The organism is Xenorhabdus cabanillasii, from assembly GCF_003386665.1.
GTDB lineage: Bacteria > Pseudomonadota > Gammaproteobacteria > Enterobacterales > Enterobacteriaceae > Xenorhabdus > Xenorhabdus cabanillasii.
In genome coordinates this window covers 241,526-265,605 of record NZ_QTUB01000001.1, presented here as the reverse complement: position 1 = coordinate 265,605, position 24,080 = coordinate 241,526, and the positions used below count along the sequence as shown (strand labels likewise).

The 24,080-nt window shown below is 44.3% G+C and carries 17 protein-coding genes and 1 pseudogene; 4 read left to right on the top strand and 14 right to left on the bottom strand.

The features are described 5' to 3' along the window. Positions 1-11 precede the first annotated feature (11 nt). The 7 genes from rffG to trxA all read right to left on the bottom strand — a co-directional run bounded on the left by rffG (position 12) and on the right by trxA (position 8,471). Entirely contained in the window at positions 12-1,094 is a 1,083-nt protein-coding gene (gene rffG, locus BDD26_RS01380; RefSeq protein ID WP_115825343.1) for a dTDP-glucose 4,6-dehydratase, read from the bottom strand. Continuing rightward, a complete protein-coding gene (wecC, locus tag BDD26_RS01375; RefSeq protein ID WP_038268515.1) occupies positions 1,091-2,353 on the bottom strand; it encodes a UDP-N-acetyl-D-mannosamine dehydrogenase in 1,263 nt (420 codons plus the stop codon). The genes rffG and wecC overlap by 4 nt, the downstream gene beginning before the upstream one ends. After that, positions 2,350-3,480: a non-hydrolyzing UDP-N-acetylglucosamine 2-epimerase gene (wecB, locus tag BDD26_RS01370; RefSeq protein WP_038268517.1), complete on the bottom strand. Its 1,131-nt coding sequence runs from the start codon at positions 3,478-3,480 to the stop codon at positions 2,350-2,352. Before wecB ends, wecC begins: the two co-directional genes overlap by 4 nt. Before the next feature lie 173 nt (positions 3,481-3,653). Then, entirely contained in the window at positions 3,654-4,709 is a 1,056-nt protein-coding gene (gene wzzE / locus BDD26_RS01365) for an ECA polysaccharide chain length modulation protein (protein WP_115825342.1), read from the bottom strand. Positions 4,710-4,742: 33 nt separating this feature from the next. Then, positions 4,743-5,831: a UDP-N-acetylglucosamine--undecaprenyl-phosphate N-acetylglucosaminephosphotransferase gene (gene wecA, locus BDD26_RS01360; RefSeq protein WP_115827471.1), complete on the bottom strand. Its 1,089-nt coding sequence runs from the start codon at positions 5,829-5,831 to the stop codon at positions 4,743-4,745. A gap of 349 nt (positions 5,832-6,180) precedes the next feature. Continuing rightward, complete coding sequence (rho, locus tag BDD26_RS01355; RefSeq protein WP_038268521.1) at positions 6,181-7,440, bottom strand: transcription termination factor Rho; 1,260 nt, start codon at positions 7,438-7,440, stop codon at positions 6,181-6,183. 689 nt (positions 7,441-8,129) lie between these two features. Continuing rightward, positions 8,130-8,471, bottom strand: coding sequence for a thioredoxin TrxA (gene trxA, locus BDD26_RS01350; RefSeq protein ID WP_038268524.1), 342 nt, complete (start codon positions 8,469-8,471; stop codon positions 8,130-8,132). A 119-nt stretch (positions 8,472-8,590) separates the two neighbouring features. Between trxA and rhlB the strand changes: the two genes are divergently transcribed. Both rhlB and gppA read left to right on the top strand, forming a co-directional pair. Continuing rightward, positions 8,591-9,874, top strand: coding sequence for an ATP-dependent RNA helicase RhlB (gene rhlB / locus BDD26_RS01345; protein WP_038268526.1), 1,284 nt, complete (start codon positions 8,591-8,593; stop codon positions 9,872-9,874). A gap of 42 nt (positions 9,875-9,916) precedes the next feature. Then, entirely contained in the window at positions 9,917-11,416 is a 1,500-nt protein-coding gene (gene gppA, locus BDD26_RS01340) for a guanosine-5'-triphosphate,3'-diphosphate diphosphatase (protein WP_115825341.1), read from the top strand. Positions 11,417-11,531: 115 nt separating this feature from the next. Here gppA and rep read toward each other — a convergent pair. Beyond that, positions 11,532-13,563 (bottom strand): annotated as a pseudogene (gene rep, locus BDD26_RS01335) (DNA helicase Rep). A gap of 332 nt (positions 13,564-13,895) precedes the next feature. On the opposite strand from rep, the gene BDD26_RS01330 reads away from it, so the two are divergent. Then, a complete protein-coding gene (locus BDD26_RS01330; protein WP_038268532.1) occupies positions 13,896-15,011 on the top strand; it encodes a class II histone deacetylase in 1,116 nt (371 codons plus the stop codon). A gap of 66 nt (positions 15,012-15,077) precedes the next feature. Here BDD26_RS01330 and ilvC read toward each other — a convergent pair whose 3' ends face one another. Continuing rightward, positions 15,078-16,556: a ketol-acid reductoisomerase gene (ilvC, locus tag BDD26_RS01325; protein WP_115825340.1), complete on the bottom strand. Its 1,479-nt coding sequence runs from the start codon at positions 16,554-16,556 to the stop codon at positions 15,078-15,080. Between the two features lie 185 nt (positions 16,557-16,741). Between ilvC and ilvY the strand changes: the two genes are divergently transcribed. Beyond that, positions 16,742-17,638, top strand: a complete 897-nt coding sequence (ilvY, locus tag BDD26_RS01320; RefSeq protein WP_038268537.1) for an HTH-type transcriptional activator IlvY — start codon at positions 16,742-16,744, stop codon at positions 17,636-17,638. A gap of 56 nt (positions 17,639-17,694) precedes the next feature. Here ilvY and ilvA read toward each other — a convergent pair whose 3' ends face one another. The 5 genes from ilvA to ilvG form a co-directional block, all read right to left on the bottom strand. Continuing rightward, a complete protein-coding gene (gene ilvA, locus BDD26_RS01315; RefSeq protein WP_115825339.1) occupies positions 17,695-19,242 on the bottom strand; it encodes a threonine ammonia-lyase, biosynthetic in 1,548 nt (515 codons plus the stop codon). Between the two features lie 2 nt (positions 19,243-19,244). Next, entirely contained in the window at positions 19,245-21,095 is a 1,851-nt protein-coding gene (ilvD, locus tag BDD26_RS01310; RefSeq protein WP_038268539.1) for a dihydroxy-acid dehydratase, read from the bottom strand. A 97-nt stretch (positions 21,096-21,192) separates the two neighbouring features. After that, the gene (locus BDD26_RS01305; RefSeq protein ID WP_038268541.1) at positions 21,193-22,119 is read right to left on the bottom strand and encodes a branched-chain amino acid transaminase; all 927 of its coding nucleotides are present in this window, start codon (positions 22,117-22,119) and stop codon (positions 21,193-21,195) included. 24 nt (positions 22,120-22,143) lie between these two features. Next, the gene (ilvM, locus tag BDD26_RS01300) at positions 22,144-22,401 is read right to left on the bottom strand and encodes an acetolactate synthase 2 small subunit (protein WP_038268543.1); all 258 of its coding nucleotides are present in this window, start codon (positions 22,399-22,401) and stop codon (positions 22,144-22,146) included. Next, on the bottom strand, positions 22,398-24,044 hold the full coding sequence (gene ilvG, locus BDD26_RS01295) for an acetolactate synthase 2 catalytic subunit (RefSeq protein ID WP_115825338.1): 1,647 nt from the start codon (positions 24,042-24,044) through the stop codon (positions 22,398-22,400). Before ilvG ends, ilvM begins: the two co-directional genes overlap by 4 nt. Between the last annotated feature and the right edge of the window lie 36 nt (positions 24,045-24,080).

The window sequence follows — 24,080 nt, the reverse complement described above, 5'->3', positions numbered from 1 at the left end:
CCCAGACGGGTTTATTCATTCCCGCAGTGATCAACCAAACCAAGACGCTCTCCTGCATAAGAACCGTCCTGAACACTACGCCACCAACTCTTATTCTCCAGATACCACTGCACAGTTTTACGAATACCTGACTCAAAAGTCTCCTGTGGTGTCCACCCCAATTCGCGCTCAATTTTGGTTGCATCAATGGCATAACGCATATCGTGTCCGGGACGGTCAGTGACATATGTGATAAGCTCACGATAAAAAGCAACACCTGTTGGCTTTTCGGGACACAACTCTTCCAGTAATTCGCAGATAGTTTCCACAACATCAATATTCCGGCGCTCATTGTGGCCGCCAATATTATAGGTTTCACCAGGTCTTGCCCTGGTAACCACCAGATGTAATGCTCGTGCATGATCTTCTACATACAGCCAATCACGGATCTGCTCTCCTTTACCGTAAACGGGCAAAGGTTTGCTTGCCAGTGCATTCAGAATCATCAAAGGGATCAGTTTTTCCGGGAAATGGTAAGGCCCGTAGTTATTTGAACAATTAGTGATCACTGTCGGTAAACCATAGGTGCGACGCCACGCTCTGACCAGATGATCACTGGATGCTTTCGATGCAGAATAAGGACTGCTCGGTGCATAAGGTGTCGTTTCTGTGAAAAAGCCCTCATCACCATGCAAATCACCATATACCTCATCGGTTGAAATATGGTGGAAACGGAATGCAGCCTGCTTATCCTGATCCAATTGCTGCCAGAACATTCGGGCAGCTTCTAATAAGGTATAAGTTCCAATGATATTGGTTTCAATAAAAGCCGCAGGCCCATCAATGGAACGGTCAACATGACTTTCTGCCGCCAGATGCATCACTGCATCAGGTTGATATTGCTGAAAGATACGATCTAAAGCATCACGATGACGGATATCCACCCGCTCAAACGCATAACGAGGATGCCCGGTAACCGAGGCCAGTGACTCAAGATTGCCAGCATAAGTTAGGCTATCGACAACAACGACGCTGTCTTCGGTGTAATTAATAATATGACGAACCACCGCTGAGCCTATAAAGCCTGCACCACCAGTAATCAGAATACGTTTCAACGCCAAACTCCTTTGGTATCAACAACCCATTTTTGTTTTATTTGATTGCCATTAATGGCCTTAAACTGGCTGTGATCCACCAGCATTAACACAACGTCGGCCTCTTTCAGTGCCTGTTGCAAATCTGCCAGTTCCACTATCCCCTTTAGTGAATGAGGAAGTTTATGGATATTCGGCTCAACTGCGAGAGTAGTGCCAGCATGCCACTGTGCGACCATTTTGGTGATATGAACTGCCGGACTTTCCCGTAAATCATCAATATTTGATTTAAATGCCAGACCAAAACAGGCGATTTTTATTTCACTTGCCCGTTTGCCACTTTCAACTAAACAGTCTGCCACCGCAGCTTTTACTTGATCAACAACCCAAAGTGGCTTGCCATCATTCACAAGGCGGGCAGTATGAATCAAACGGGATTGTGCAGGATTCTGTGACACAATAAACCATGGATCTACGGCGATGCAGTGACCACCAACCCCTGGACCTGGTTGCAGGATATTAACGCGAGGATGCCGATTTGCCAGACTGATTAATTCCCAGACATTAATCTCCTGTTCGGCACAGATAAGCGAGAGTTCATTAGCAAATGCGATGTTGACATCCCGAAAGCTGTTCTCTGTCAGCTTACACATTTCCGCAGTTCTGGCATTGGTGATAACACATTCGCCTTCAAGGAAAATTTTATACAGTTCGCTTGCTCTGGAAGACGATTTTGGTGTCATGCCGCCCACAACGCGATCATTTTTTATCAGTTCCACCATGACCTGCCCCGGTAGTACCCGCTCAGGGCAATATGCGATATCAATATCTGAATTTTCCCCTGCCTGCTGTGGAAACAAAAGATCAGGACGAACTTCTGCCAGCCATTCCGCCATCTGTTCAGTCGCACCAACAGGTGATGTTGATTCCAGAATAATCAAATCCCCTTTTTTCAAAACCGGAGCAATAGATTCTGCCGCCGCACGAACATAAGCCATATCAGGCTCGTGAGCTTCCTTAAAGGGCGTAGGAACCGCGATTAAAAATGCATCGGCGGGTTGAGGAGAAGATACTGCTTTCAGATAGCCATTTTCAACAGCGGTTTTGACTACTTTATCCAAATCAGGTTCAACAATATGGATCTCTCCACGATTAATCGTCTCTACTGCATGTTGATTAACATCAACCCCAATAACCGTTTTCTGGCGAGACGCAAATGCTGCCGCAGTAGGTAAGCCAATATAACCAAGACCGATAACAGAAATTGTTTCAAAGCTCATAATGTCACCTGATTTTTCTTCAATACTTCCAGAATTCGCTGACAAGCCTTACCATCACCGTAAGGATTATGGGCTCGGCTCATCTGTTGATAGGCAGAGTCATCCGTCAATAAACGTGTGACTTCATCAACGATAGTTTGGGTTTTTGTTCCTACCAATCGCACTGTACCAGCATCAATTGCTTCCGGTCGTTCTGTGGTATTGCGCATGACCAGTACGGGTTTTCCAAGAGAGGGAGCTTCTTCCTGAATCCCGCCTGAGTCGGTGAGTATCAGATAAGCATGATCCATCAAATAAACAAATGGCAGATAATCTTGTGGATTGATAAGAATAACATTATCAATATCATGCAGAATGCGTTTTACTGGTTCTCCTACATTAGGATTCAGGTGAACAGGATAAACGACCTGCACATCAGGGTGCATTCTGGCAATTTGCGCCAGCGCTTCACAAATCCGCTCAAACCCACCACCAAAATTCTCACGGCGATGGCCTGTCACCAGGATCATTTTCTTATTGGGATCAATAAAGGGATAAAGCTCAGCAAATTGCTCACTCAACACTGCATCATTCATAATGCGGTCCCGTACCCAAAGCAAAGCATCAATGACCGTATTTCCCGTGACAAAAATAGTGTTATCTGCAATTGATTCTTGCAAGAGATTGTTGCGAGAGTTTTCCGTCGGCGCGAAATGGTACGTCGCCAGATGACCAGCAATTTTACGATTGGCCTCTTCCGGCCACGGAGAGTACAAATCGCCGGTTCTTAATCCGGCTTCAACATGACCTACCGGAATACGTTGGTAAAAAGCGGCCAGACTGGTTGCCATTGTCGTTGTCGTATCACCATGCACCAGCACCACATCTGGCTTGAACTCACTTAATACAGGCTTCATGGATTCAAGTATCCGACAGGTAATATCGGTGAGATCCTGCCCTTGTTTCATAATATTGAGATCAAAATCCGGCTTGACCCCGAATAAGTGCAGTACTTGATCCAACATTTCCCTATGCTGTGCAGTGACACAAACTTTTGCCTCAAAAGCATTATCCCTGGCCAAAGCATGTACCAATGGTGCCATTTTGATGGCTTCCGGGCGAGTACCAAACACAGTCAACACTTTCACAGTGGCTCTCTTATTTTGTCAATCATCGCTGGTCATTCCACAAAGGGATATTTGTTGCGGTTACTTTCATCCCTGCTTCCAATATATATGTATACAAAATACAGACCATCTGAAACAGTCATTCATTTTTTCTTGCGATAAATGAAATTCACATAGTTATCATATACATAAAATTATGTGCGCGAACGTCTCGCTAACGCGGCTCCAGCACCCACCAACATACCGATAGCTCCCCACAGAATCATCATAAATGCACGGCGAGGACTGTCCCTGTTGACAGGTTCTTCAGGTGTTCTGAGATAACGGTAGGTCTGAAAAATATTCTGCAAAGTAGGGCCAACATTTAATGTCGCTAACATTGCTATATTTTGATCATAATCGATGCTGTAATTGGGGCCTGTAGCTTGCAAAGTTTCAATCTGGGCTTGCAGCAATGGTACTCCCAACATGAACATTTTGGATTCAGGCAGTTCATCAAGAGGAATGTTCGTCTGATTACGCTGAATGCCCTGTTTTTCAGCAACCTTCAATGATTGCTGCAAGACATTCAACTCACGGTTATACATTGCTTTGGCCACCATTTCTTGTCGTTTGACCAATGCTTTCATTGATTGAGTACGTGTAGCCCATGCACCTTTAATTTCATTGTTCAGGTGGGTGCTTGCGCGGTGATTAGCAAAAGCAATATATTCCCGCAGCAGTCGGTTGGCTTCTATTGCTGTTTCTGCCGTTAATTTAATGTGTTCATTCTGCACATTTTTCTCATTACGGCGTGTCACCTGAATATTGTTAATCAATTCTTCCAGTAACACGGCATCCGCTCTACTATTGCCATCTCGGCGCTGTTTATAATAATTGGAATGAAGCCAGAATTCACGACGGGTATCATATGCCTCAACTTGCGTCATGAACTCTTTATATGCACCGTCGGGAATAGTCGGTAACTGAGCTTCCGGCGAAGCATTGATGTGAGTATCTAAATTGCGCAGAAATTGCTGTTGTGAATAATAGCTCCCCAAATTATTCGTCGTCGGTAAATCTACAATAGCGGTTGCACTCCATTTTTGCTGCATCAGATACGATGCAGCCAGAGCGACAGCAGCGAAAATAATTGCCAGTGCGATAATCCATATCTTTCCACGCCACAGAGCATAACATAGTGCACGAATATCCAGTTCATGCTCTATAGCCGCCTGATCCTGATTAGATTTCGTTTCTGAGTTTTTCACTGCGCCAAACCTCTTTGATAAGCCGATTATTTTTTAATGATGGCTTGCAACCCGACGCATCCGACGTTTGCACCGTTTGATAAAACGAGCGACCCGCCATGCTCTTTTGATGCAACAACCATACAATATGAATGCAAGCAAAAATAATGCCAACATTACCCATTCAGGCACAAAACTTAACCTTTCACCTATAATGCCCACTCCAGCCAGCAAAGCTGCCGCCACGGTAATTAAGACGAATGCCTGACGGGAAGTAAAACCTGAGCGCATGATCAAGTGATGAATATGCTGACGATCCGGTGAAAATGGACTCATGCCCTTGCGCAGTCGGCGGTACATAATCGCAACCATATCCATCAATGGGATAGCAATGATCCATAATGCTGTCACCGGGTTAATAGAACGATTTTCCCCTTGAGACACCTCAGTCAACAGCCAGATGATGGTGAAACCAATCAGTGTACTTCCGGCGTCCCCCATAAAGACTTTGAAGCGTTTACCAAGCAGGCCCAGATTAAGAAAAATATAAGGCAATATCCCAGCTATAAACGCAAAGCACCAAAATGCCAAAGCAGTATTGCCACTTTCATAAAGCAAAATACCTAATGCACCGAAAGAGACGCAGGACAATCCTCCCAATAAACCATCAATACCATCCATCATGTTAAAAGCGTTAATGGCAGCCCAAACCGCAAACAGTGTAACCACATAGCTAAATGGCCCTAACACCATCTCCCATGGTCCAAACGCATCCCCCAAACTTTCTAACTTAAGCCCAGAGAAATACATCATACTAATGCCTACTAAAGCTTGGATTGTTGCCCGGATTTTTACACTAAGATCAAAGCGATCATCCAATGCACCAACAAAAACTAATGCCCCCGCACAAGATAAGTACACCCATTTATGAGGGATAAATTCTTTTGTTATGGCAAAACCAAAACAAACCCCAAAAAAGATAGATATTCCCCCTACCAGAGGTATTACTCCATGATGACATTTACGATAATTAGGCTTATCAACAAGTCCGATCTGCTGTGCTAACTTACGCGCCACAAACAAAAATATAAATGAAAATATAAATACGCATAAGATTTCGGCAGCTATGCTGGGAATATTCACAATAATAACTCTCTGCAAAAATAACAATAGGTCATCTAGTATTCATTGACCTCTTATATTTCCTTTAACATCAAACTCACTCAATAAGTATCTAGTCAACAAAAAGATGCCTACAATGTAGGAAATTTACACATTGGTAAAGCCAGTCATAGATCGTGATCAATCATTATTTGCGGAATATCTATGAAGCACCGTCAGGGAACACGTACCTAAAAATAGAAAAGCAAAATACATGCCATCTTTGCGATTAAATTAAACTATTAATAAAAAACGCCACAAAAAGTGGCGTTTTGGAGAAGTGATCGCTTAACTATTTTTTATTTATGGAGTGCGAATTTTTGTTTACAGACTACGAACGTTTCATAAAGTCGAAGAATTCTTCGTTTGTTTTTGTCATAGCCAGCTTGTTGATAAGGAATTCCATTGCATCAATTTCACCCATCGGATGAATAATTTTGCGCAATATCCACATTTTCTGTAATTCGTCTTGCGCAGTGAGCAACTCTTCTTTACGTGTACCGGAGCGATTGTAGTCGATAGCAGGGAAAACACGTTTTTCCGCAATCTTACGGGACAGGTGTAACTCCATGTTACCTGTACCTTTAAATTCTTCGTAAATAACCTCATCCATCTTAGAACCGGTATCAACCAGCGCTGTCGCGATGATGGTCAAGCTACCACCTTCTTCAACATTACGTGCCGCACCGAAGAAGCGTTTTGGACGATGCAGCGCGTTTGCATCCACACCACCGGTTAATACCTTACCGGAAGCAGGAACAACGGTGTTATAGGCACGAGCCAGGCGGGTTATGGAATCTAACAGGATAATAACGTCTTTTTTGTGTTCAACCAGACGTTTTGCTTTTTCGATCACCATTTCAGCCACTTGAACGTGGCGGGAAGCAGGCTCATCAAAAGTAGAAGCGATAACTTCACCTTTTACCAGACGCTGCATCTCGGTGACTTCTTCCGGACGTTCATCGATCAGCAACACCATCAACACACAATCTGGATGATTGTGGGCAATATTAGCAGCGATGTTTTGCAGCAACATGGTCTTGCCTGCTTTTGGTGGAGCAACAATCAGACCACGCTGCCCACGACCAATAGGTGCCGCCAAATCCAGAACTCGGGCAGTCAAATCTTCAGTAGAACCATTACCACGTTCCATACGTAACCGACTGTTAGCATGGAGAGGAGTCAAGTTCTCAAACAGGATCTTACTACGGGCATTCTCAGGTTTATCGAAGTTAACTTCATTAACTTTCAGCAGAGCAAAATAACGTTCACCTTCTTTTGGTGGGCGGATTTTACCTGAAATGGTGTCACCGGTACGGAGATTAAAACGGCGAATTTGACTAGGAGAAACGTAGATATCATCGGGACCTGCAAGGTAGGAGCTGTCTGCTGAACGGAGGAAGCCGAATCCATCCTGCAATATCTCCAGCACACCATCGCCGAAAATATCTTCTCCACTCTTCGCATGCTGTTTGAGGATAGAGAAGATAATGTCTTGTTTGCGCATACGAGCCAGGTTTTCCAGCCCCATATTTTCGCCGAGAGTGATCAACTCTGATACCGGCGTATTCTTTAATTCGGTAAGATTCATAATGGTGGGTTCTTTAACTCGGGGTATATCTCGAACTATGAACGTGAATGGTATGGCAGCGTTATCGGTGCCTGTTTATTTGTACCCAAAACAAATACAACCTTTTAACATATTAATTTATATTACAAGGCAATAGTCTAAAGTACACTAATTGATTTCAAAATAAGGCTAACAAACTGTTAAAATACAACCGAGATGACAATAACGAAATGTGATTAATCTCAATACAAAAGCTATCTCAGTGTAAATACTGTTTCAGCAAATACTGTTTAACAATATTGTCTTAGTAAACACTATCTCAGCAAAAAAATTCAGTAAAAGAAGACCTCGACATAAAACGCCCAGTACGAAAACATCATCGGGATGTACAGCATAAAGACGTCTTCAGCACCAAGCTATATACTGAATGGCTCACTATATATGCTTTCAGATACTCTACTAAATACGATATGCTATCAGATATTTCAAGGTGATCCAGAGATAACAGATTTATCAGACACTATAGATTGTTTAGTATGTAACATGCCTGGTGTCAATTCTTCATATAAATTATGAAAATCTTTCTAATGCATGTTTCATATAAGCACGTGGCAGCTAACTTACCATGCTTCGTTGCGGACGTCTAGCTGTCAATAAGATAAATCGCTTTATCTGCTAAACGCCCATAATTACTGTGAGCTAACTCTAAATTAGAAGTGTGGTTCCAAAAATTCTTTCAGTTGAGTTTTTGACAAAGCTCCCACTTTCACCGCAACTTTTTCGCCGTCTTTGAACAAAATCATCGTCGGAATACCACGAATACCGAATTTCGGTGCAGTTTCGGTATGATCATCAACATTCAATTTAGCAACGGTCAGTTTACCTGTGTACTCAACAGCGATTTCATCCAGAATAGGCGCAACCATTTTACAAGGGCCACACCATTCAGCCCAGAAATCAACCAAGACGACACCTTCTAATTTTAGTTTATCTCCATTAAAGTCACTGTCAGCCAGATGAATAACACCAGCATTCACAATCTTTTCACTCATTATTTGGACTCCAAAGTAAAATCTTTTACGTTATCAGTGTACATTAACCAATATAAGGTGTCTTTATTTCAGCGGATACACTTTCTTAAAGCAACAGTTAGCTGATATTCTACCACACTATGAGCAAAACACATTTGACAGAAAAGAAGTTTTCCGACTTCGCATTGCACCCCAAGGTCATTGAAGCCCTTAATAAAAAGGGGTTTTCCAACTGTACACCGATACAGGCGCTAACATTGCCTTTTACTGTCGAAGGCCAAGATGTTGCGGGGCAAGCACAAACCGGAACGGGCAAGACGCTCGCATTTCTGGCGTCTACTTTTCATTATTTACTGACTCATCCCGCCAAGGCGGAGCATAAAACCAATCAACCAAGAGCGTTGATTATGGCTCCGACCCGTGAGCTGGCCGTTCAGATCTATTCTGACGCAGGAGAACTAGCTGAAGTCACAGGGTTAAAAATGGGTCTGGCCTACGGTGGAGATGGCTATGATAAACAGCTAAAGGTGCTGGAATCTGGCGTTGATATTGTCATTGGCACAACAGGTCGTCTTATTGATTACGCCAAGCAGGGGTATATCAATCTCGGTGCTGTTCAAGTTGTTGTACTGGATGAAGCCGATCGTATGTACGATCTTGGTTTTATAAAGGACATCCGTTGGTTATTCCGTCGGATGCCTACTGCAACTGAACGTATGAATCTGCTGTTCTCCGCCACCTTATCTTATCGGGTGCGTGAACTGGCCTTCGAACAGATGAATAATCCTGAATATGTGGAAGTGGAACCATTGCAGAAAACAGGGCACCGCATCCGGGAAGAGCTTTTTTATCCTTCTAATGAAGAAAAAATGCGTCTGTTACAGACTTTATTGGAAGAAGAGTGGCCCGACCGCTGCATTATTTTCGCGAATACCAAACACCGTTGCGAAGATGTCTGGGCTCATCTGGCTGCCGATGGACATCGTGTCGGTCTGCTGACCGGTGATGTAGCACAGAAAAAACGCCTGCGCATATTGGAAGAATTCAGTCTGGGCAATCTGGATATTTTGGTCGCTACCGATGTTGCTGCACGTGGGCTGCATATTCCTTCCGTAACACACGTGTTTAACTATGATTTACCGGATGACTGTGAAGATTACGTCCATCGTATTGGCCGAACTGGCCGTGCCGGCGAAAGCGGCCATTCAATCAGTCTGGCCTGTGAAGAATATGCGCTGAATCTGCCAGCCATTGAAGAATATATCCAGCATCAGATCCCTGTGAGCAAATATAACAGCGATGCATTACTGAAAGATTTACCAGTGCCCAAACGCCACAATCGCGCACGCTCAGGAGGGCATCCGCGCCGTACCAATATGACGCGCCGTGGTAATACTGTTCGTAATCGTAAACGCAATTCGTAACCGTAATGTTCAGGCTGATTAATATAATTCTGGAATAACAAAATGCTGAGTTCTTCTTCGCTCTATGCCGCTATCGATTTAGGCTCAAACAGTTTTCATATGCTGGTTGTCCGCAGAGTATCCGATAGTATTCAAGTGGTCGCCCGCATTAAACGTAAAGTCAGGCTGGCCGCTGGGTTGGATAAAAATAACCATTTATCACAGCAGGCAATGGAGCGGGGATGGCAATGTCTTCGCCTTTTTGCAGAATATTTGCAGGATATCCCTGCTCCACAGATCCGCATTGTCGCTACAGCAACATTGCGACTTGCCGAAAATTCCGATGAATTTATTGGCAAAGCCTCTAAAATATTAGGTACTCCGGTTAAAGTCATCAAAGGTGAAGAAGAAGCTCGGCTGATTTATCAAGGGGTTGCCCATACTACAGGCGGGCCGGAAAAACGTCTCGTGGTGGATATTGGCGGCGGCAGTACAGAACTCGTCACGGGTACTGGTGCAAAGGCTACACAGTTATTCAGCCTTGAAATGGGCTGTGTTACCTGGCTCGAACGCTATTTCAATGATCGCAGTCTGACAGAAGAGAACTTTGCTAAAGCAGAAACGGCCGCTCACCATATCCTTGCTCCTGTTATCACAACACTTCTGGAACAAGGCTGGCAGATTTGTGTCGGAGCATCGGGTACAGTGCAAGCTCTTCAGGAGATCATGATTGCCCAAGGTATGGATGAGCTTATCACCCTGTCCAAATTGCAACAGCTTAAATCTAAGGCGATTGAATGCGGAAAACTGGAAGAGCTGGAGATAGATGGCCTGACACTAGAGCGAGCATTGGTTTTTCCAAGCGGTTTGGCAATCCTGATTGCTATCTTTCAGGCCTTGGGTATCAAAAGTATGACTCTGGCAGGAGGTGCGCTGCGTGAGGGGCTGGTTTATGGCATGCTGGAACTACCTGTCGAGCGAGATATCCGTGCCAGAACCTTGCAAGATATTCAACAACGTTTTCAGGTCGATACTGAACAAGCACAGCGAGTCAGACAACTGGCAGAGTATCTTTTTCAACAAATCGCTAAAACGTGGGAGTTGGATGAGCGATGTCGGGAACTGTTAGTCAGCGCTTGTTTGCTCCATAAAATCGGCTTGTGTATCGATTTTCGCCAAGGGCCAGCCCATTCTGCTTATCTGATCAGCCATTTAGACCTACCCGGCTATACTCCTGCTCAAAAACGCTTACTAGCGACATTGTTGAAAAATCAAAGTGGATCCATCAATCTGGCATCATTAAGTCAACAAAATGCGTTACCAGCATTACTGGCACTGCGGTTATGCCGTTTACTGCGCCTTGCCATTATCTTTGCCAGCCATCGACGGGATGATTCTTTAGCACCTCTGCGTTTGCGGGCAGAAAATGACATACTTACTATTACTCTCCCTCATCAATGGCAAACACAACACCCACTCAGTGCCGAAACATTACATCAAGAAGTCAAGTGGCAAAGTTATATTCAACGGCCACTAATTATTGAAGAGAAAGCTATTGAATAATTACAAGTTAGGATAATTATTCATTCTAATAATTCTTAAATTATAAGAAAAAACGAAGGAAAGGCTCCCCAGCTACATCACTGGTGATGAAACTGGGGTAAAGATATTAACCTGCTTAGTTACTACCATTTTTTTGCCCAAGGCCAAAACGGGATTTGATATCGGCAAGACGTGATTGCCCCCGTTTCATACGTTCTTCTGCACTGACGACTCTCTTACTTTGCGGCCAATCCAGATCATCTTGTGGCAACTCTAACAAAAATCGGCTCGGTTCAGGGCGGATAAGTTCCCCATACTGGCGACGCTCTTTACTAAGGGTAAAAAAGAGTTCCCGTTGAGCACGAGTAATACCGACATAAGCCAAACGCCGTTCTTCTTCGATATTATCTTCATCAATACTGCTTTGATGTGGTAATAACCCTTCTTCCATTCCTACCAGAAAAACATAAGGGAATTCCAAGCCTTTGGAAGCATGCAACGTCATAAGCTGAACCTGATCCAATTCCTCATCTTCTTCGCCACGCTCCAGCATATCCCGTAAAGTAAAGCGAGCCACAACCTGAGAGAGTGTCATGGGTTCATTCAGATCATCGCCTTCAAGCATTTCACTCATCCAGGTGAAAAGCTGATTGACATTTTTCATCCTCATTTCAGCAGCTTTGGGACTGGGGGAGTTCTCATACAGCCAACTTTCATAATCCATACCGTGCAATAAATCCCTTACAGCCAGTAATGGTTCACTCTCTGCTTGACGGGAAATTTCATCCATCCAATGGGTAAAACGCTGTAGAGCAGCCAATCCGCGACCGGACAAATTCTGTTCCAAACCAAGGTCGAAGCTGGCATGATACAAGCTTTTGTTACGCTGCCTTGCCCATTCTCCCAATTTCTGAATCGTCACTGACCCTATTTCCCGGCGTGGTGTATTGACGATCCGTAAAAATGCACTGTCATCATCAGGATTCGTCATTACTCGCAGATAAGAGAGCAAATCCTTAATTTCCGGCCGGGAAAAAAAACGACGTTCCACCAGAAATACGGTAAGGAATACGGTTTTGCATCAACATCTTTTCAAAGATACGGGATTGATGATTACCACGGTATAAAATAGCGTAATCTTTATACTCGGTTTTATTGATAAAGTGGTGGGCGATCAGTTCCCCTACGACGCGCTCAGCTTCATGATCTTCATTATTTGCTTCGATCACACGTAGAGGATCGCCATAACCGAGTTCAGAAAAAAGTTTCTTCTCAAATACATGGTGATTATTCTCAATCAGGATATTTGCCGATTTCAGTATTCTCCCTGATGAGCGATAATTCTGCTCCAGCTTGATCACATTGAGCTGTGGAAAATCTTCCTTTAACAGGATCAAGTTTTGCGGGCGAGCACCGCGCCATGAATAAATTGACTGGTCATCATCACCGACAACGGTAAAACGCGCCCGGTTGCCTACCAGTAACTTCACCAGTTGATACTGACTGGTATTGGTATCCTGATATTCATCCACCAACAAGTAACGAATTCTGTTTTGCCAACGCTCCCTGACCTCTTCGTCCCACATTAACAACAAGGTTGGTTTGGTAATCAGATCATCAAAATCAAGAACATTACAACTGTTCAGATGTAAGTCGTAACGGCGATAGCACTCCGCAAACTGATGTTCCTGCGCTGAACGAGCTTGTCTTATCACCTGTTCCGGTGATATCAGGTCATTCTTCCAGTTGGAGATATTTGAGATCAGTTTTTGCAGCAGATCCTTATCTTCTTCTAATAAATCCGCTGTCAGATCTTTCAACAATGCCATTTGATCCTGATCATCGAACAGAGAAAAGTTACTCTTCATTCCAAGTGCTTTGTATTCACGCTTGACGATCTCCAGCCCTAACGTATGGAATGTTGAGATCATTAATCCCTTAGTTTCCTTACGACCCAATGTTTGTGCTACACGCTCTTTCATTTCGCGTGCCGCCTTATTGGTGAAAGTCACAGCCGCAATATGACGGGCTTGATAACCACAAGTGCGGATCAGGTAGGCTATTTTATTGGTGATAACTCTGGTCTTACCGGAGCCTGCACCCGCCAGAACCAAACAAGGCCCTGTTACAAACTCAACCGCTTGTTGTTGGCTAGGATTTAATCGCATACTGTTTTGAAGATTATGTCAGGATGAAAGATCGAGGGATGAAATTGTAGCAGAAAGCAACACCGGGAGGAGATTTTCTTTACAGGGTCATAAATCCTATCCAATTAATTATCCTGGTATTTCTCAATTGCTCATTAATCATGATATCTATCAATCAAAAATAATTATTTTAGTAGCTATTAAATTCACAGTTCTACCATAGATTTATTATTTTTCTATATGTAATAGTAGCTATCAATGCATTGTAAAAATAACACTTGTTTTATCTGTTTGATTGGTATAGCAATAATAAATTTTTTATTTTCATATTAGTCAGCTAAAGAGGATACAATATGTTACGCAAAACAGGTTTTTTCTTTGATGAAAGCTGTTTCTGGCACACGACCGGATTACAACATGTCGTAACGCTTCCAGTTGGCGGATGGGTACAACCACCATCCGGAGCGGGTCATGCCGAGTCACCAGAAACTAAGCGCAGAATGAAAAATTTAATGGATGTTTCTGGTTTAAGCCGCTCATTACAACTGTTAGGGGCTGATCCTATTGATGAAAAAACCTTAAGACTTATCCATCCAGAAGCGTATTTACAGAATTTTAAATCGCTGAGCGATGGTGGTACAGGTATGCTTGGCTCTGAAGCCTCTGTAGGACCAGGCAGTTATGAAATCGCCAAATTATCTGCCGGATTAGCCTGTGCGGCAGTGGAAGCCGTTCTGCATGGCAAACTGGACAACGCTTATAGCCTGTCCCGTCCGCCCGGACACCACTGTCTACCAGATAAAGCCATGGGATTTTGTTACCTTGCCAATATCTCCCTTGCCATTGAGCGGGCCAAAAAGCAGTTTGGGCTTGGCCGGGTCGCAGTCGTTGACTGGGATGTCCATCACGGTAACGGAACACAACATATCTTTTGGGAACGTGATGATGTTTTGACAATTTCATTGCATCAGGATGGTTGTTACCCCGAAGGGTACAGTGGTGAAGATGATATCGGTGCAGGTAAAGGAGAAGGCTTCAATATCAACATTCCACTCATGGCAGGAACCGGGCACAATAGTTACATGTATGCTATGGATCAAATCGTTCTTCCCGCATTACAGCGTTATCAACCCGAATTGATTATTGTCGCCTGTGGATATGATGCCAACTCCTTCGATCCACTTGCCAGAATGCAGCTCCATAGTGAGAGTTTCCGGGAAATGACGCGTAAAATACAGCAAGCAGCAGATGAATTATGCGATGGCAAGCTGGTTGTCGTACATGAAGGTGGTTATTCCGAACTCTATGTGCCGTTCTGTGGCTTGGCCGTGCTGGAAGAATTGAGCGGCATCCGCACTAAAGTTCAGGATCCTTTACTGAACATGGTTAAGGCCCAACAACCGAGAGAACGTTTTGATGCGTTCCAGCGCCAGGAAATTGATGAGCTGAAGCAAAGATTTAACCTGTAACTGAGATTAAAATTATGCCCGATACACAATATCGGGCATACAATAGATTGGCATTGTCAGTAGGTATTATCCGCCGACAGCAATACGTTTCATATCTGTCATATAACCACGTAAAGTCCGGCCTACAACCTCAATTGAATGGTTACGGATAGCGTCATTAACATCGCGTAATTGAGCATTATCGATACCTTTATCAACAACGGCCTTACCTAAATCCCCGGTCTGTAGGGTTGGCATGAATTTTTCTTGCAATAATGGCACCGCAACATAAGAGAACAGGTAGTTACCATATTCTGCCGTATCAGAAATCACCACGTTCATTTCATAGAGACGCTTACGAGCAATGGTATTCGCAATTAATGGCAGCTCATGTAGTGATTCATAATAAGCGGATTCTTCAATAATGCCTGAATCTACCATTGTATCAAATGCCAGCTCTACCCCGGCTTTAACCATAGCAACCATCAGTACGCCATGATCAAAATATTCTTGCTCACTGATGTGACCGTTATAATCAGGATAGTTTTCGAATGGCGTTTGACCTGTTTCTGCACGCCAGGTCAGCAGATCTTTGTCATCATTCGCCCAGTCAGCCATCATAGTGGAAGAGAATTTACCAGAAATAATGTCATCCATATGTTTTTGGAATAGTGGAGTTAAAATGGTTTTCAACTGTTCAGAAAGAGCATAAGCACGCAGTTTTGCTGGATTAGAAAGCCTGTCCATCATCAATGTAATGCCACCCTGTTTCAGGGCTTCTGTGATGGTTTCCCAACCAAACTGGATCAATTTACCCGCATAACCCGGCTCTGCGCCATCAGCCACCAGCTTGTCATAACACAACAGAGAACCCGCCTGTAACATCCCACACAGAATAGTTTGCTCACCCATTAAGTCAGATTTCACTTCTGCCACAAAAGAGGATTCCAGAACCCCTGCACGATGGCCTCCGGTTGCGGCTGCCCATGCTTTTGCAATTGCCATGCCCTCGCCTTTTGCATCGTTTTCTGGATGTACGGCAATCAGTGTCGGAACACCAAATCCGCGCTTATATTCTTCACGCACTTCGGTTCCCGGGCACTTCGGAGCAACCATCACAACCGTAATGTCTTTACGGATCTGCTCACCCACTTCGACAATATTAAAACCATGGGAATATCCCAAAGCCGCACCTGATTTCATTAACGGTTGAACAGCCTGTACAACCGCAGAGTGCTGTTTGTCCGGAGTCAGGTTAATGACCAAATCAGCTTGTGGGATCAATTCTTCATATGTGCCGACGTTGAAACCATTCTCAGCTGCCTTACGCCATGATGCACGTTTCTCTGCAATGGCTTCTTTACGCAGAGCATAAGCAATATCCAGGCCAGAATCACGCATATTCAGCCCCTGATTTAATCCTTGCGCACCACAGCCGACAATCACCACTTTCTTGCCTTTTAAATACCCTGCCTCGTCAGCAAATTCTTCCCGCGTCATAAAACGACATTTGCCTAACTGCGCCAATTTCTGGCGTAAGTTCAATGTATCAAAATAATTAGCCATGGTGACTCCGATATAATTAGGTGTGATGTTGTTTACATAAAGCCAATATATGACATGAAATCCATTGCTTAAATTGATATATTGACAAGACTATATTGCAATTTATGCAACATGTCTTTTTTGTGACAATCTCCCACCATACGGCGGATATATAGCAAAAAAACCTAGTAAAAGGCAAAAGAACGATGGACTTACGTGATCTAAAATTATTTTTACATCTTACAGAAAGTTGTCATTTTGGTCGCACAGCCAAAGCTATGCATGTCAGTCCATCCACGCTTTCACGCCAAATTCAACGTATTGAAGAACAATTGGGGCATTCACTATTTCTGCGAGACAATCGGACAGTGAAACTGACCTCCGCAGGGGAGCAATTAAAGCAATTTGCCCAACAAACTTTGCTGCAATATCAGCAATTGCTCCATTCATTGAATCACCAAAGCCCATCTTTAACGGGAGAATTACGCCTTTTTTGTTCGGTTACTGCCGCTTATAGCCATCTTCCGCAGGTTCTGGATAAATTTCGGGCTGAACATCCTTTGGTGGAAATTAAACTGACAACGGGGGATGCCGCAGACGCTGTTTATAAGGTGCAATCTGAAGAAGCAGATTTAGGCATTGCAGGTAAACCAGAAAAGCTGCCTGATAATGTCCGCTTTACCAAGATTGGTGAAATTCCGCTAGTACTGATCGCTCCTTCTTTGCCTTGTGCAGTACGATCGTTTGCTACACAAGAGCAACCAGACTGGAACGCAATCCCATTCATTTTGCCGGAACACGGGCCTTCCCGTAAGCGTATTGAACTTTGGTTCCGCCGGCACAAAATTAACCATCCACAGATTTATGCTACAGTTTCTGGTCATGAAGCGATTGTTTCCATGGTCGCTTTAGGTTGTGGTATTGCGTTAATCCCTGCGGTTGTCGTTGAAAATAGCCCAGAGCCGGTACGCAACCGTATATTATTGCTGGAAAATATTTCGTTGGTTGAACCGTTTGAATTAGGGGTTTGTGCTCTTGGCAAGCGGCTGCATGAACCACTGATAAAAGCATTCTGGGGATTATTATCCTATGAAATAACCTGATCCCATGAAAAAAATAGCACTCCAAAAGGTGCTATTTCTCATAATATTAACTGTCTCTATTTCAACAACAGATTAAATGAGGGATTATCAGTTTCATCATGGTATTCATAACCCAATTCATTTAGATGCCGATCAAAACAGACTTCCGACCCTGACAATTCAAAAGCGGCCAGTACACGCCCATAATCTGTGCCATGACTACGATAATGAAACAGTGTGATATTCCAGTGTGCTCCTAATGTTTGCAAAAATTTCAGCAATGCTCCCGGTGATTCGGGAAAAGCAAAACTAAATAACCGCTCCTGCAATAGTCTGGGTGGTCTTCCACCGATCATATAACGAACATGCAGTTTCGCCATTTCATCATCAGTAAAATCAGATACCTGATAGCCAGCAGTTTTTAGTTCTTCAATGATTTCAATGCGTTCAGCATTTCCACGCCCCAATCGTATCCCGACAAAAATACAGGCTTTATCTGGAGCGGCAGCATCTGAATAACGGTAGCTGAATTCTGTCACAAAGCGGGCACCCAGTATCTGGCAGAAATTCAGGAAACTGCCTTTTTGTTCAGGAATAGTTACCGCTAGCAAAGCTTCACGCTGCTCCCCCAGTTCACAACGTTCAGAGACATAACGTAAACCATGAAAATTCACATTAGCGCCAGAAAGAATATGTGCGAGTCTCTCTCCCCTAATCTGGTGCTGCTGGACATATTTCTTCAATCCCGCCAGCGCCAAAGCCCCGGAAGGCTCTGCGATCGCTCTGACATCTTCGAAAATATCTTTCATGGCTGCACAAATGGCATCGCTATCTACCGTAATCACATCATCAACATATTGCTGACATAAACGGAATGTTTCATTACCAATACGTTTAACGGCAACACCTTCCGCAAATAACCCGACTCTGGGTAAGTCAACGGGATACCCGGCTTTCAGCGCAGCTTTCAAACAGGCAGAATCCTCAGCTTCCACACCAATGACTTTCATTTCTGGTACGAGTTGTTTGATGAGAACTGCAACACCAGCAATCAATCCACCTCCACCAACAGGAACAAAAATGCGATCAAGATGAACATCTTGCTGTAAAAGCTCCATCGCCAAAGTTGCCTGACCAGCAATCACAGCAGGGTGATCAAATGGTGGTACGAAGGTGTAACTATGTTCTTTTGACATCTCAATCGCTTTTGCTTTCGCTTCATCGAAATTTGCGCCATGTAATAGCACTTCACCACCAAAACTGCGTACTGCATCAACTTTAATATCTGCTGTAGCTATCGGCATCACTATAGTGGCTTTAACACCAACCTTACTGGCCGATAATGCAACACCTTGTGCATGATTGCCCGCAGACGCGGTGATCACGCCTTTAGCTCTTTGCTCTTCCGTTAAGCTGGCAATCATCGCGTAAGCACCACGCAATTTGAAGCTGTGTACCAACTGACGATCTTCTCGTTTAACCAAGATAGTGTTATCTAAACGAGCAGAGATTTTTTTCATTTCCTGTAATGGGGTGACTTGAGCAACATCATAAACCGGTGCACTCAGTGCGGCTTTGAGATATTCCGCTCCCTTGGGTTCAGTATTAAGAGGATAAACCGCCACAATCAACTCCCCAGCTTAGTCTTATCACGTACAGCACCTTTGTCAGCGCTGGTCGCTAATGAAGCATAAGCCCGCAATGCAAAAGAAACCTGACGCTTTCGGGATTTAGGTGTCCACATATTATCGCCACGAGATAATTCAGCTTGTTTCCGTTCAGTCAGCTCTTTTTCGCTGACATTCAACTGGATTTTACGGTTTGGAATATCAATATTGATGATATCGCCGTCATGCACCAATCCAATCAAGCCACCATTAGCTGCTTCAGGAGAAACATGGCCAATCGATAACCCAGATGTACCTCCTGAAAAACGCCCATCAGTGATCAAAGCACAGCTTTTTCCCAATCCCATTGATTTTAGGTAAGTGGTTGGATAGAGCATTTCCTGCATACCAGGACCACCTTTCGGGCCTTCATAACGAATAACCACAACATCCCCCGCAACAACTTTTCCACCCAGAATCGCGTCTACTGCATCTTCCTGACTTTCATAAACTTTAGCAGGGCCACGGAAAGTGAGAATACTCTCATCCACTCCCGCTGTTTTCACGATACAACCATCCGCGGCAACGTTACCATACAAAACAGCCAGTCCCCCATCTTGGCTGTAAGCATGAGCACGTTCACGAATACACCCTTCTTTCCGGTCTGTGTCCAAAGACGGCCAACGACAATCCTGCGAGAACGCTTGGGTAGTACGAATTCCTGCTGGCCCCGCCGCGTACATGCTCTTAACATCGTCATCCTCTGTCAGCATGATGTCGTACTGAGTCAACGTTTGTGACAAGTCCAAGCCCAGAATGTTTTTCACATTTCGATGCAACAATCCAGCACGATCCAGCTCACCAAGAATACCAATCACTCCACCCGCTCGATGTACATCTTCCATATGGTATTTTTGAGTACTTGGCGCCACCTTGCATAAATGGGGCACCTGGCGAGACAGACGATCAATATCTGCCATAGTGAAATCAACTTCACCTTCCTGCGCTGCTGCCAATAAGTGCAGAACAGTGTTTGTCGACCCTCCCATCGCAATATCCAGTGTCATGGCATTCTCAAATGCAGCTTTGGTCGCAATATTACGTGGCAAAGCGCTGCCATCATTTTGTTCATAATAACGTTTGGTTAATTCAACAATACGCTTACCCGCATTGATAAATAGGGTCTTACGATCTGCATGTGTAGCAAGTAGCGATCCATTACCCGGTTGCGAAAGCCCCAGTGCTTCTGTCAAACAGTTCATTGAATTCGCAGTAAACATACCGGAACAGGAACCACAGGTCGGGCAAGCAGAACGTTCGATTTGCTCACTCTGTTCATCGCTAATATTCGGATTGGCTCCCTGGATCATCGCATCAACCAGATCCAATTTGATGATCTGATCGGATAAACGCGTTTTACCCGCTTCCATCGGGCCTCCGGAGACAAAAATAACCGGAATATTCAAACGCAGTGATGCCATCAACATGCCCGGTGTGATCTTGTCACAGTTGGAAATACATACCATTGCATCCGCACAATGTGCATTCACCATATATTCGACCGAATCGGCAATCAGCTCACGGGAAGGCAGAGAATAAAGCATTCCTCCATGCCCCATTGCAATGCCATCATCAACTGCGATGGTGTTAAATTCTTTTGCGACTCCACCGGATGCCTCAATCTGTTCAGCCACCAGTTTGCCCAAATCCCGCAAATGAACATGCCCGGGCACAAATTGAGTAAATGAGTTCACAACGGCGATGATGGGCTTACCAAAGTCCGCATCAGTCATCCCCGTGGCACGCCATAAAGCACGTGCCCCAGCCATATTGCGGCCATGAGTTGTCGTGGCAGAACGGTATTTCGGCATTACTTTTCACTCCCGTGTCTATCTAATCAGCATCAGAAAACAAGCGGGGAACGAGCCGCCTGTTAAATTTTGTCTTAGTTATAAAGGAATCAGGTTATTAAGGATTGACTGGATCTAACCAGCCCCGTTTATCTTCTGTCGAACCATCAAATAGACCGAAGAATGCACTCTGAATTTTTTTGGTGACAGGCCCACATCTACCAATTCCAACCTGAATACCATCTACACTACGGACTGGCGTAATTTCTGCTGCTGTTCCGGTCATAAAGACTTCATCAGCCAGATAGAGTGATTCGCGGGAAAGGGTCTGCTCACGAACTTCCAGACCGAGATCCTGTGCCAGTTTGGTGATGGCATCTCGTGTGATCCCCGGTAACGCAGCGGAAGTGAATGGCGGGGTGAACAAAACACCATTTTTGACTTCAAATAGGTTTTCACCCGCACCTTCTGAAATATAGCCATGAACATCCAAAGCGATCCCTTCCTGATAACCATGGCGCCGGGCTTCACTACCCACCAGCAAAGAAGATAAGTAATTACCACCCGCTTTTGCCGCTGTTGGAATTGTATTTGCCGCAGCACGGTTCCATGAAGAAACCATCGCATCAATGCCTTGTTCCAGTGCTGCTTCTCCGAGATACGCTCCCCACGGAAAAGCGGCAATAATGACATCTGTTTTATAACCCGCAGGAGGATTTACCCCCATGCCCACATCACCAATAAAAACCAGTGGACGAATGTAAGCGCTGACTAATTTATTTTTACGGAGTGTTTCACGACAAGCTTCCATTAATTCATCGACACTCTGGCTCACGGGCATACGGTAAATCTTGGCTGAATCATGTAAGCGCTGCATATGTTCACGATGACGAAAAACAACAGGCCCTTTGTGCGAGTTGTAACAACGGACACCTTCAAATACGGACGTTCCGTAATGCAGAGCGTGGGACATAACGTGTATTTTTGCATCAGCCCAGGGAACCATTTCCCCATTGAACCAAATATAATCAGCTTGCTTTGTCATTCTTCTGTTTCCTTCAAATGCGCACTATGCGCTTATCAATTGTGATTTTTTGTGTTGTATCTCAACATCAGCAACATCAACCAGCTTCATCAACTGGGAAAAAAGCAAATTTACAGGACGCTGACTAGCGACAGTGAGTTCAATACTTACATTATCACTATCTATTGTATGATCCATATTCAATGCGCATATCTGAAAACCGCGATGGCGGGTAACTCTCAGAATTCTTTCAAGAATTTCAGGACAGAATCGTGCCTGAATAGCAAGTTGATGCTGCATCATAATGATCTCTCCAACATATTTGCGTTACTTGCGCCAGGTGGAACCAATGGCCAAACATTTTCTAATTCATTAATGGATACATGTAGTAAATAGGGACCTTCACTGTTGAAAAGGGCGTCTAACGCCGTATTGATTTGCGACTTGTCTGTGATGTGTTGGCCTGGAATATCAAAGGATTTTGCTAAGGTAATAAAATCAGGGTTATCAGTTAGGATCGTTTCGCTATAGCGTTTATCAAAAAATAATTCCTGCCATTGCTTAACCATCCCCAGACGTTGGTTATCCAGCAAGACCATCTTGATAGGTAATTTTTTGCGTTTAATAGTGCCTAATTCCTGAACATTCATCATGAAAGAACCATCACCGGATATACAAATGACCATATCCTCCGGGCGAACCATTTGTGCACCAATCGCCGCCGGGATGCCAAATCCCATCGTGCCCAACCCACTGGAAGTAATGAAATTCTCAGGCCCATCAAATGTCATATGTTGGGCAGTCCACATCTGATGCTGTCCCACATCGGTGGTAATAACAGTATTTGATGGCTTGCGCTCAGATATCTGTTTTAACAGTGCGGGAGCATAAATACTGTCCCCCTGATAGTCATAGCACCATGCATGTTCGTTTTTTAACTGTTTAACTTCTTGTTGCCATGCCTTGATCGACAAAGGCTGCTGTAAATGAGGCAACAACGTTTTTAAATTCCCCAATAATGAAACATGTGCCTGACGCAACTTATTTAATTCGACAGGGTCGATATCCAAATGGATGACTTTGGCGTGCGGAGCAAAGGTATTCAGTCTCCCGGTTACGCGGTCATCAAAACGAGCTCCGGCAGCAATAAGCAAATCACAGGACTGAACCGCGAAATTGGCAGCCTTTGTGCCATGCATTCCCAGCATTCCCAAATAACATTCATGCTCAGCATCCGCAGCCCCCAATCCTTTGAGTGTAGAGACAACAGGCAGCCCCGTCTCTGCCACTAAACGGCGTAATTCAGGCACCGCATCTGACATTCCAACGCCTCCCCCGATATACAAAATAGGTTTTTTAGAACAAGCCATCATATGGCGAGCTTGTTCCAGTTCACGCTCAGGCAGAGAAGACAGGGCAACGACAGGCATTAAGTAAGGTGCGAATTCACCTTGTTTTAACTGAATATCTTTCGGTAAATCCACCAAAACGGGACCAGGACGGCCTTCCATGGCAATGGCAAAGGCTTCAGCCATAACTTGAGGCAATTTTTCCAGCGATTCCACCAGAAAACTATGTTTGGTACAGGCAAGAGAAAGTCCCAACATATCGATTTCTTGAAAAGCATCTGTGCCGATAGCTTCAGAACTTACTTGACCAGTAATAGCAACGACGGGAACAGAATCCAACAAAGCATCAGCCAATCCGGTAATCAAATTTGTTGCGCCAGGTCCTGATGTCGCGATACAAACTCCAGGCTTACCACTTGCCCTCGCATAGCCAATGGCAGCCATAACCGCTCCTTGTTCATGTCGGCACAACAAATGTTCAATACCGCCATCATACAAAGCATCATACACAGGCATGATAGCTCCGCCTGGATAACCGAAAACTTTTTCAACTCCCTGCTTTCGTAATGCTTGTACAACCCATTGAGCACCGTTCATACCATCCTCCTATTGCGTTTACTCTGTCAGTGGCCT

Bases quoted from the DNA above. Each gene is read 5' to 3' on its own strand.
- ilvM (WP_038268543.1), bottom strand. From the start codon at position 22,401: ATGATGCAGCATCAACTTGCTATTCAGGCACGATTCTGTCCTGAAATT.
- BDD26_RS01330 (WP_038268532.1), top strand. From the start codon at position 13,896: ATGTTACGCAAAACAGGTTTTTTCTTTGATGAAAGCTGTTTCTGGCAC.
- trxA (WP_038268524.1), bottom strand. From the start codon at position 8,471: ATGAGTGAAAAGATTGTGAATGCTGGTGTTATTCATCTGGCTGACAGT.
- gppA (WP_115825341.1), top strand. From the start codon at position 9,917: ATGCTGAGTTCTTCTTCGCTCTATGCCGCTATCGATTTAGGCTCAAAC.
- rho (WP_038268521.1), bottom strand. From the start codon at position 7,440: ATGAATCTTACCGAATTAAAGAATACGCCGGTATCAGAGTTGATCACT.
- ilvD (WP_038268539.1), bottom strand. From the start codon at position 21,095: ATGCCGAAATACCGTTCTGCCACGACAACTCATGGCCGCAATATGGCT.
- ilvG (WP_115825338.1), bottom strand. From the start codon at position 24,044: ATGAACGGTGCTCAATGGGTTGTACAAGCATTACGAAAGCAGGGAGTT.
- ilvY (WP_038268537.1), top strand. From the start codon at position 16,742: ATGGACTTACGTGATCTAAAATTATTTTTACATCTTACAGAAAGTTGT.
- ilvC (WP_115825340.1), bottom strand. From the start codon at position 16,556: ATGGCTAATTATTTTGATACATTGAACTTACGCCAGAAATTGGCGCAG.
- BDD26_RS01305 (WP_038268541.1), bottom strand. From the start codon at position 22,119: ATGACAAAGCAAGCTGATTATATTTGGTTCAATGGGGAAATGGTTCCC.
- rhlB (WP_038268526.1), top strand. From the start codon at position 8,591: ATGAGCAAAACACATTTGACAGAAAAGAAGTTTTCCGACTTCGCATTG.
- wecC (WP_038268515.1), bottom strand. From the start codon at position 2,353: ATGAGCTTTGAAACAATTTCTGTTATCGGTCTTGGTTATATTGGCTTA.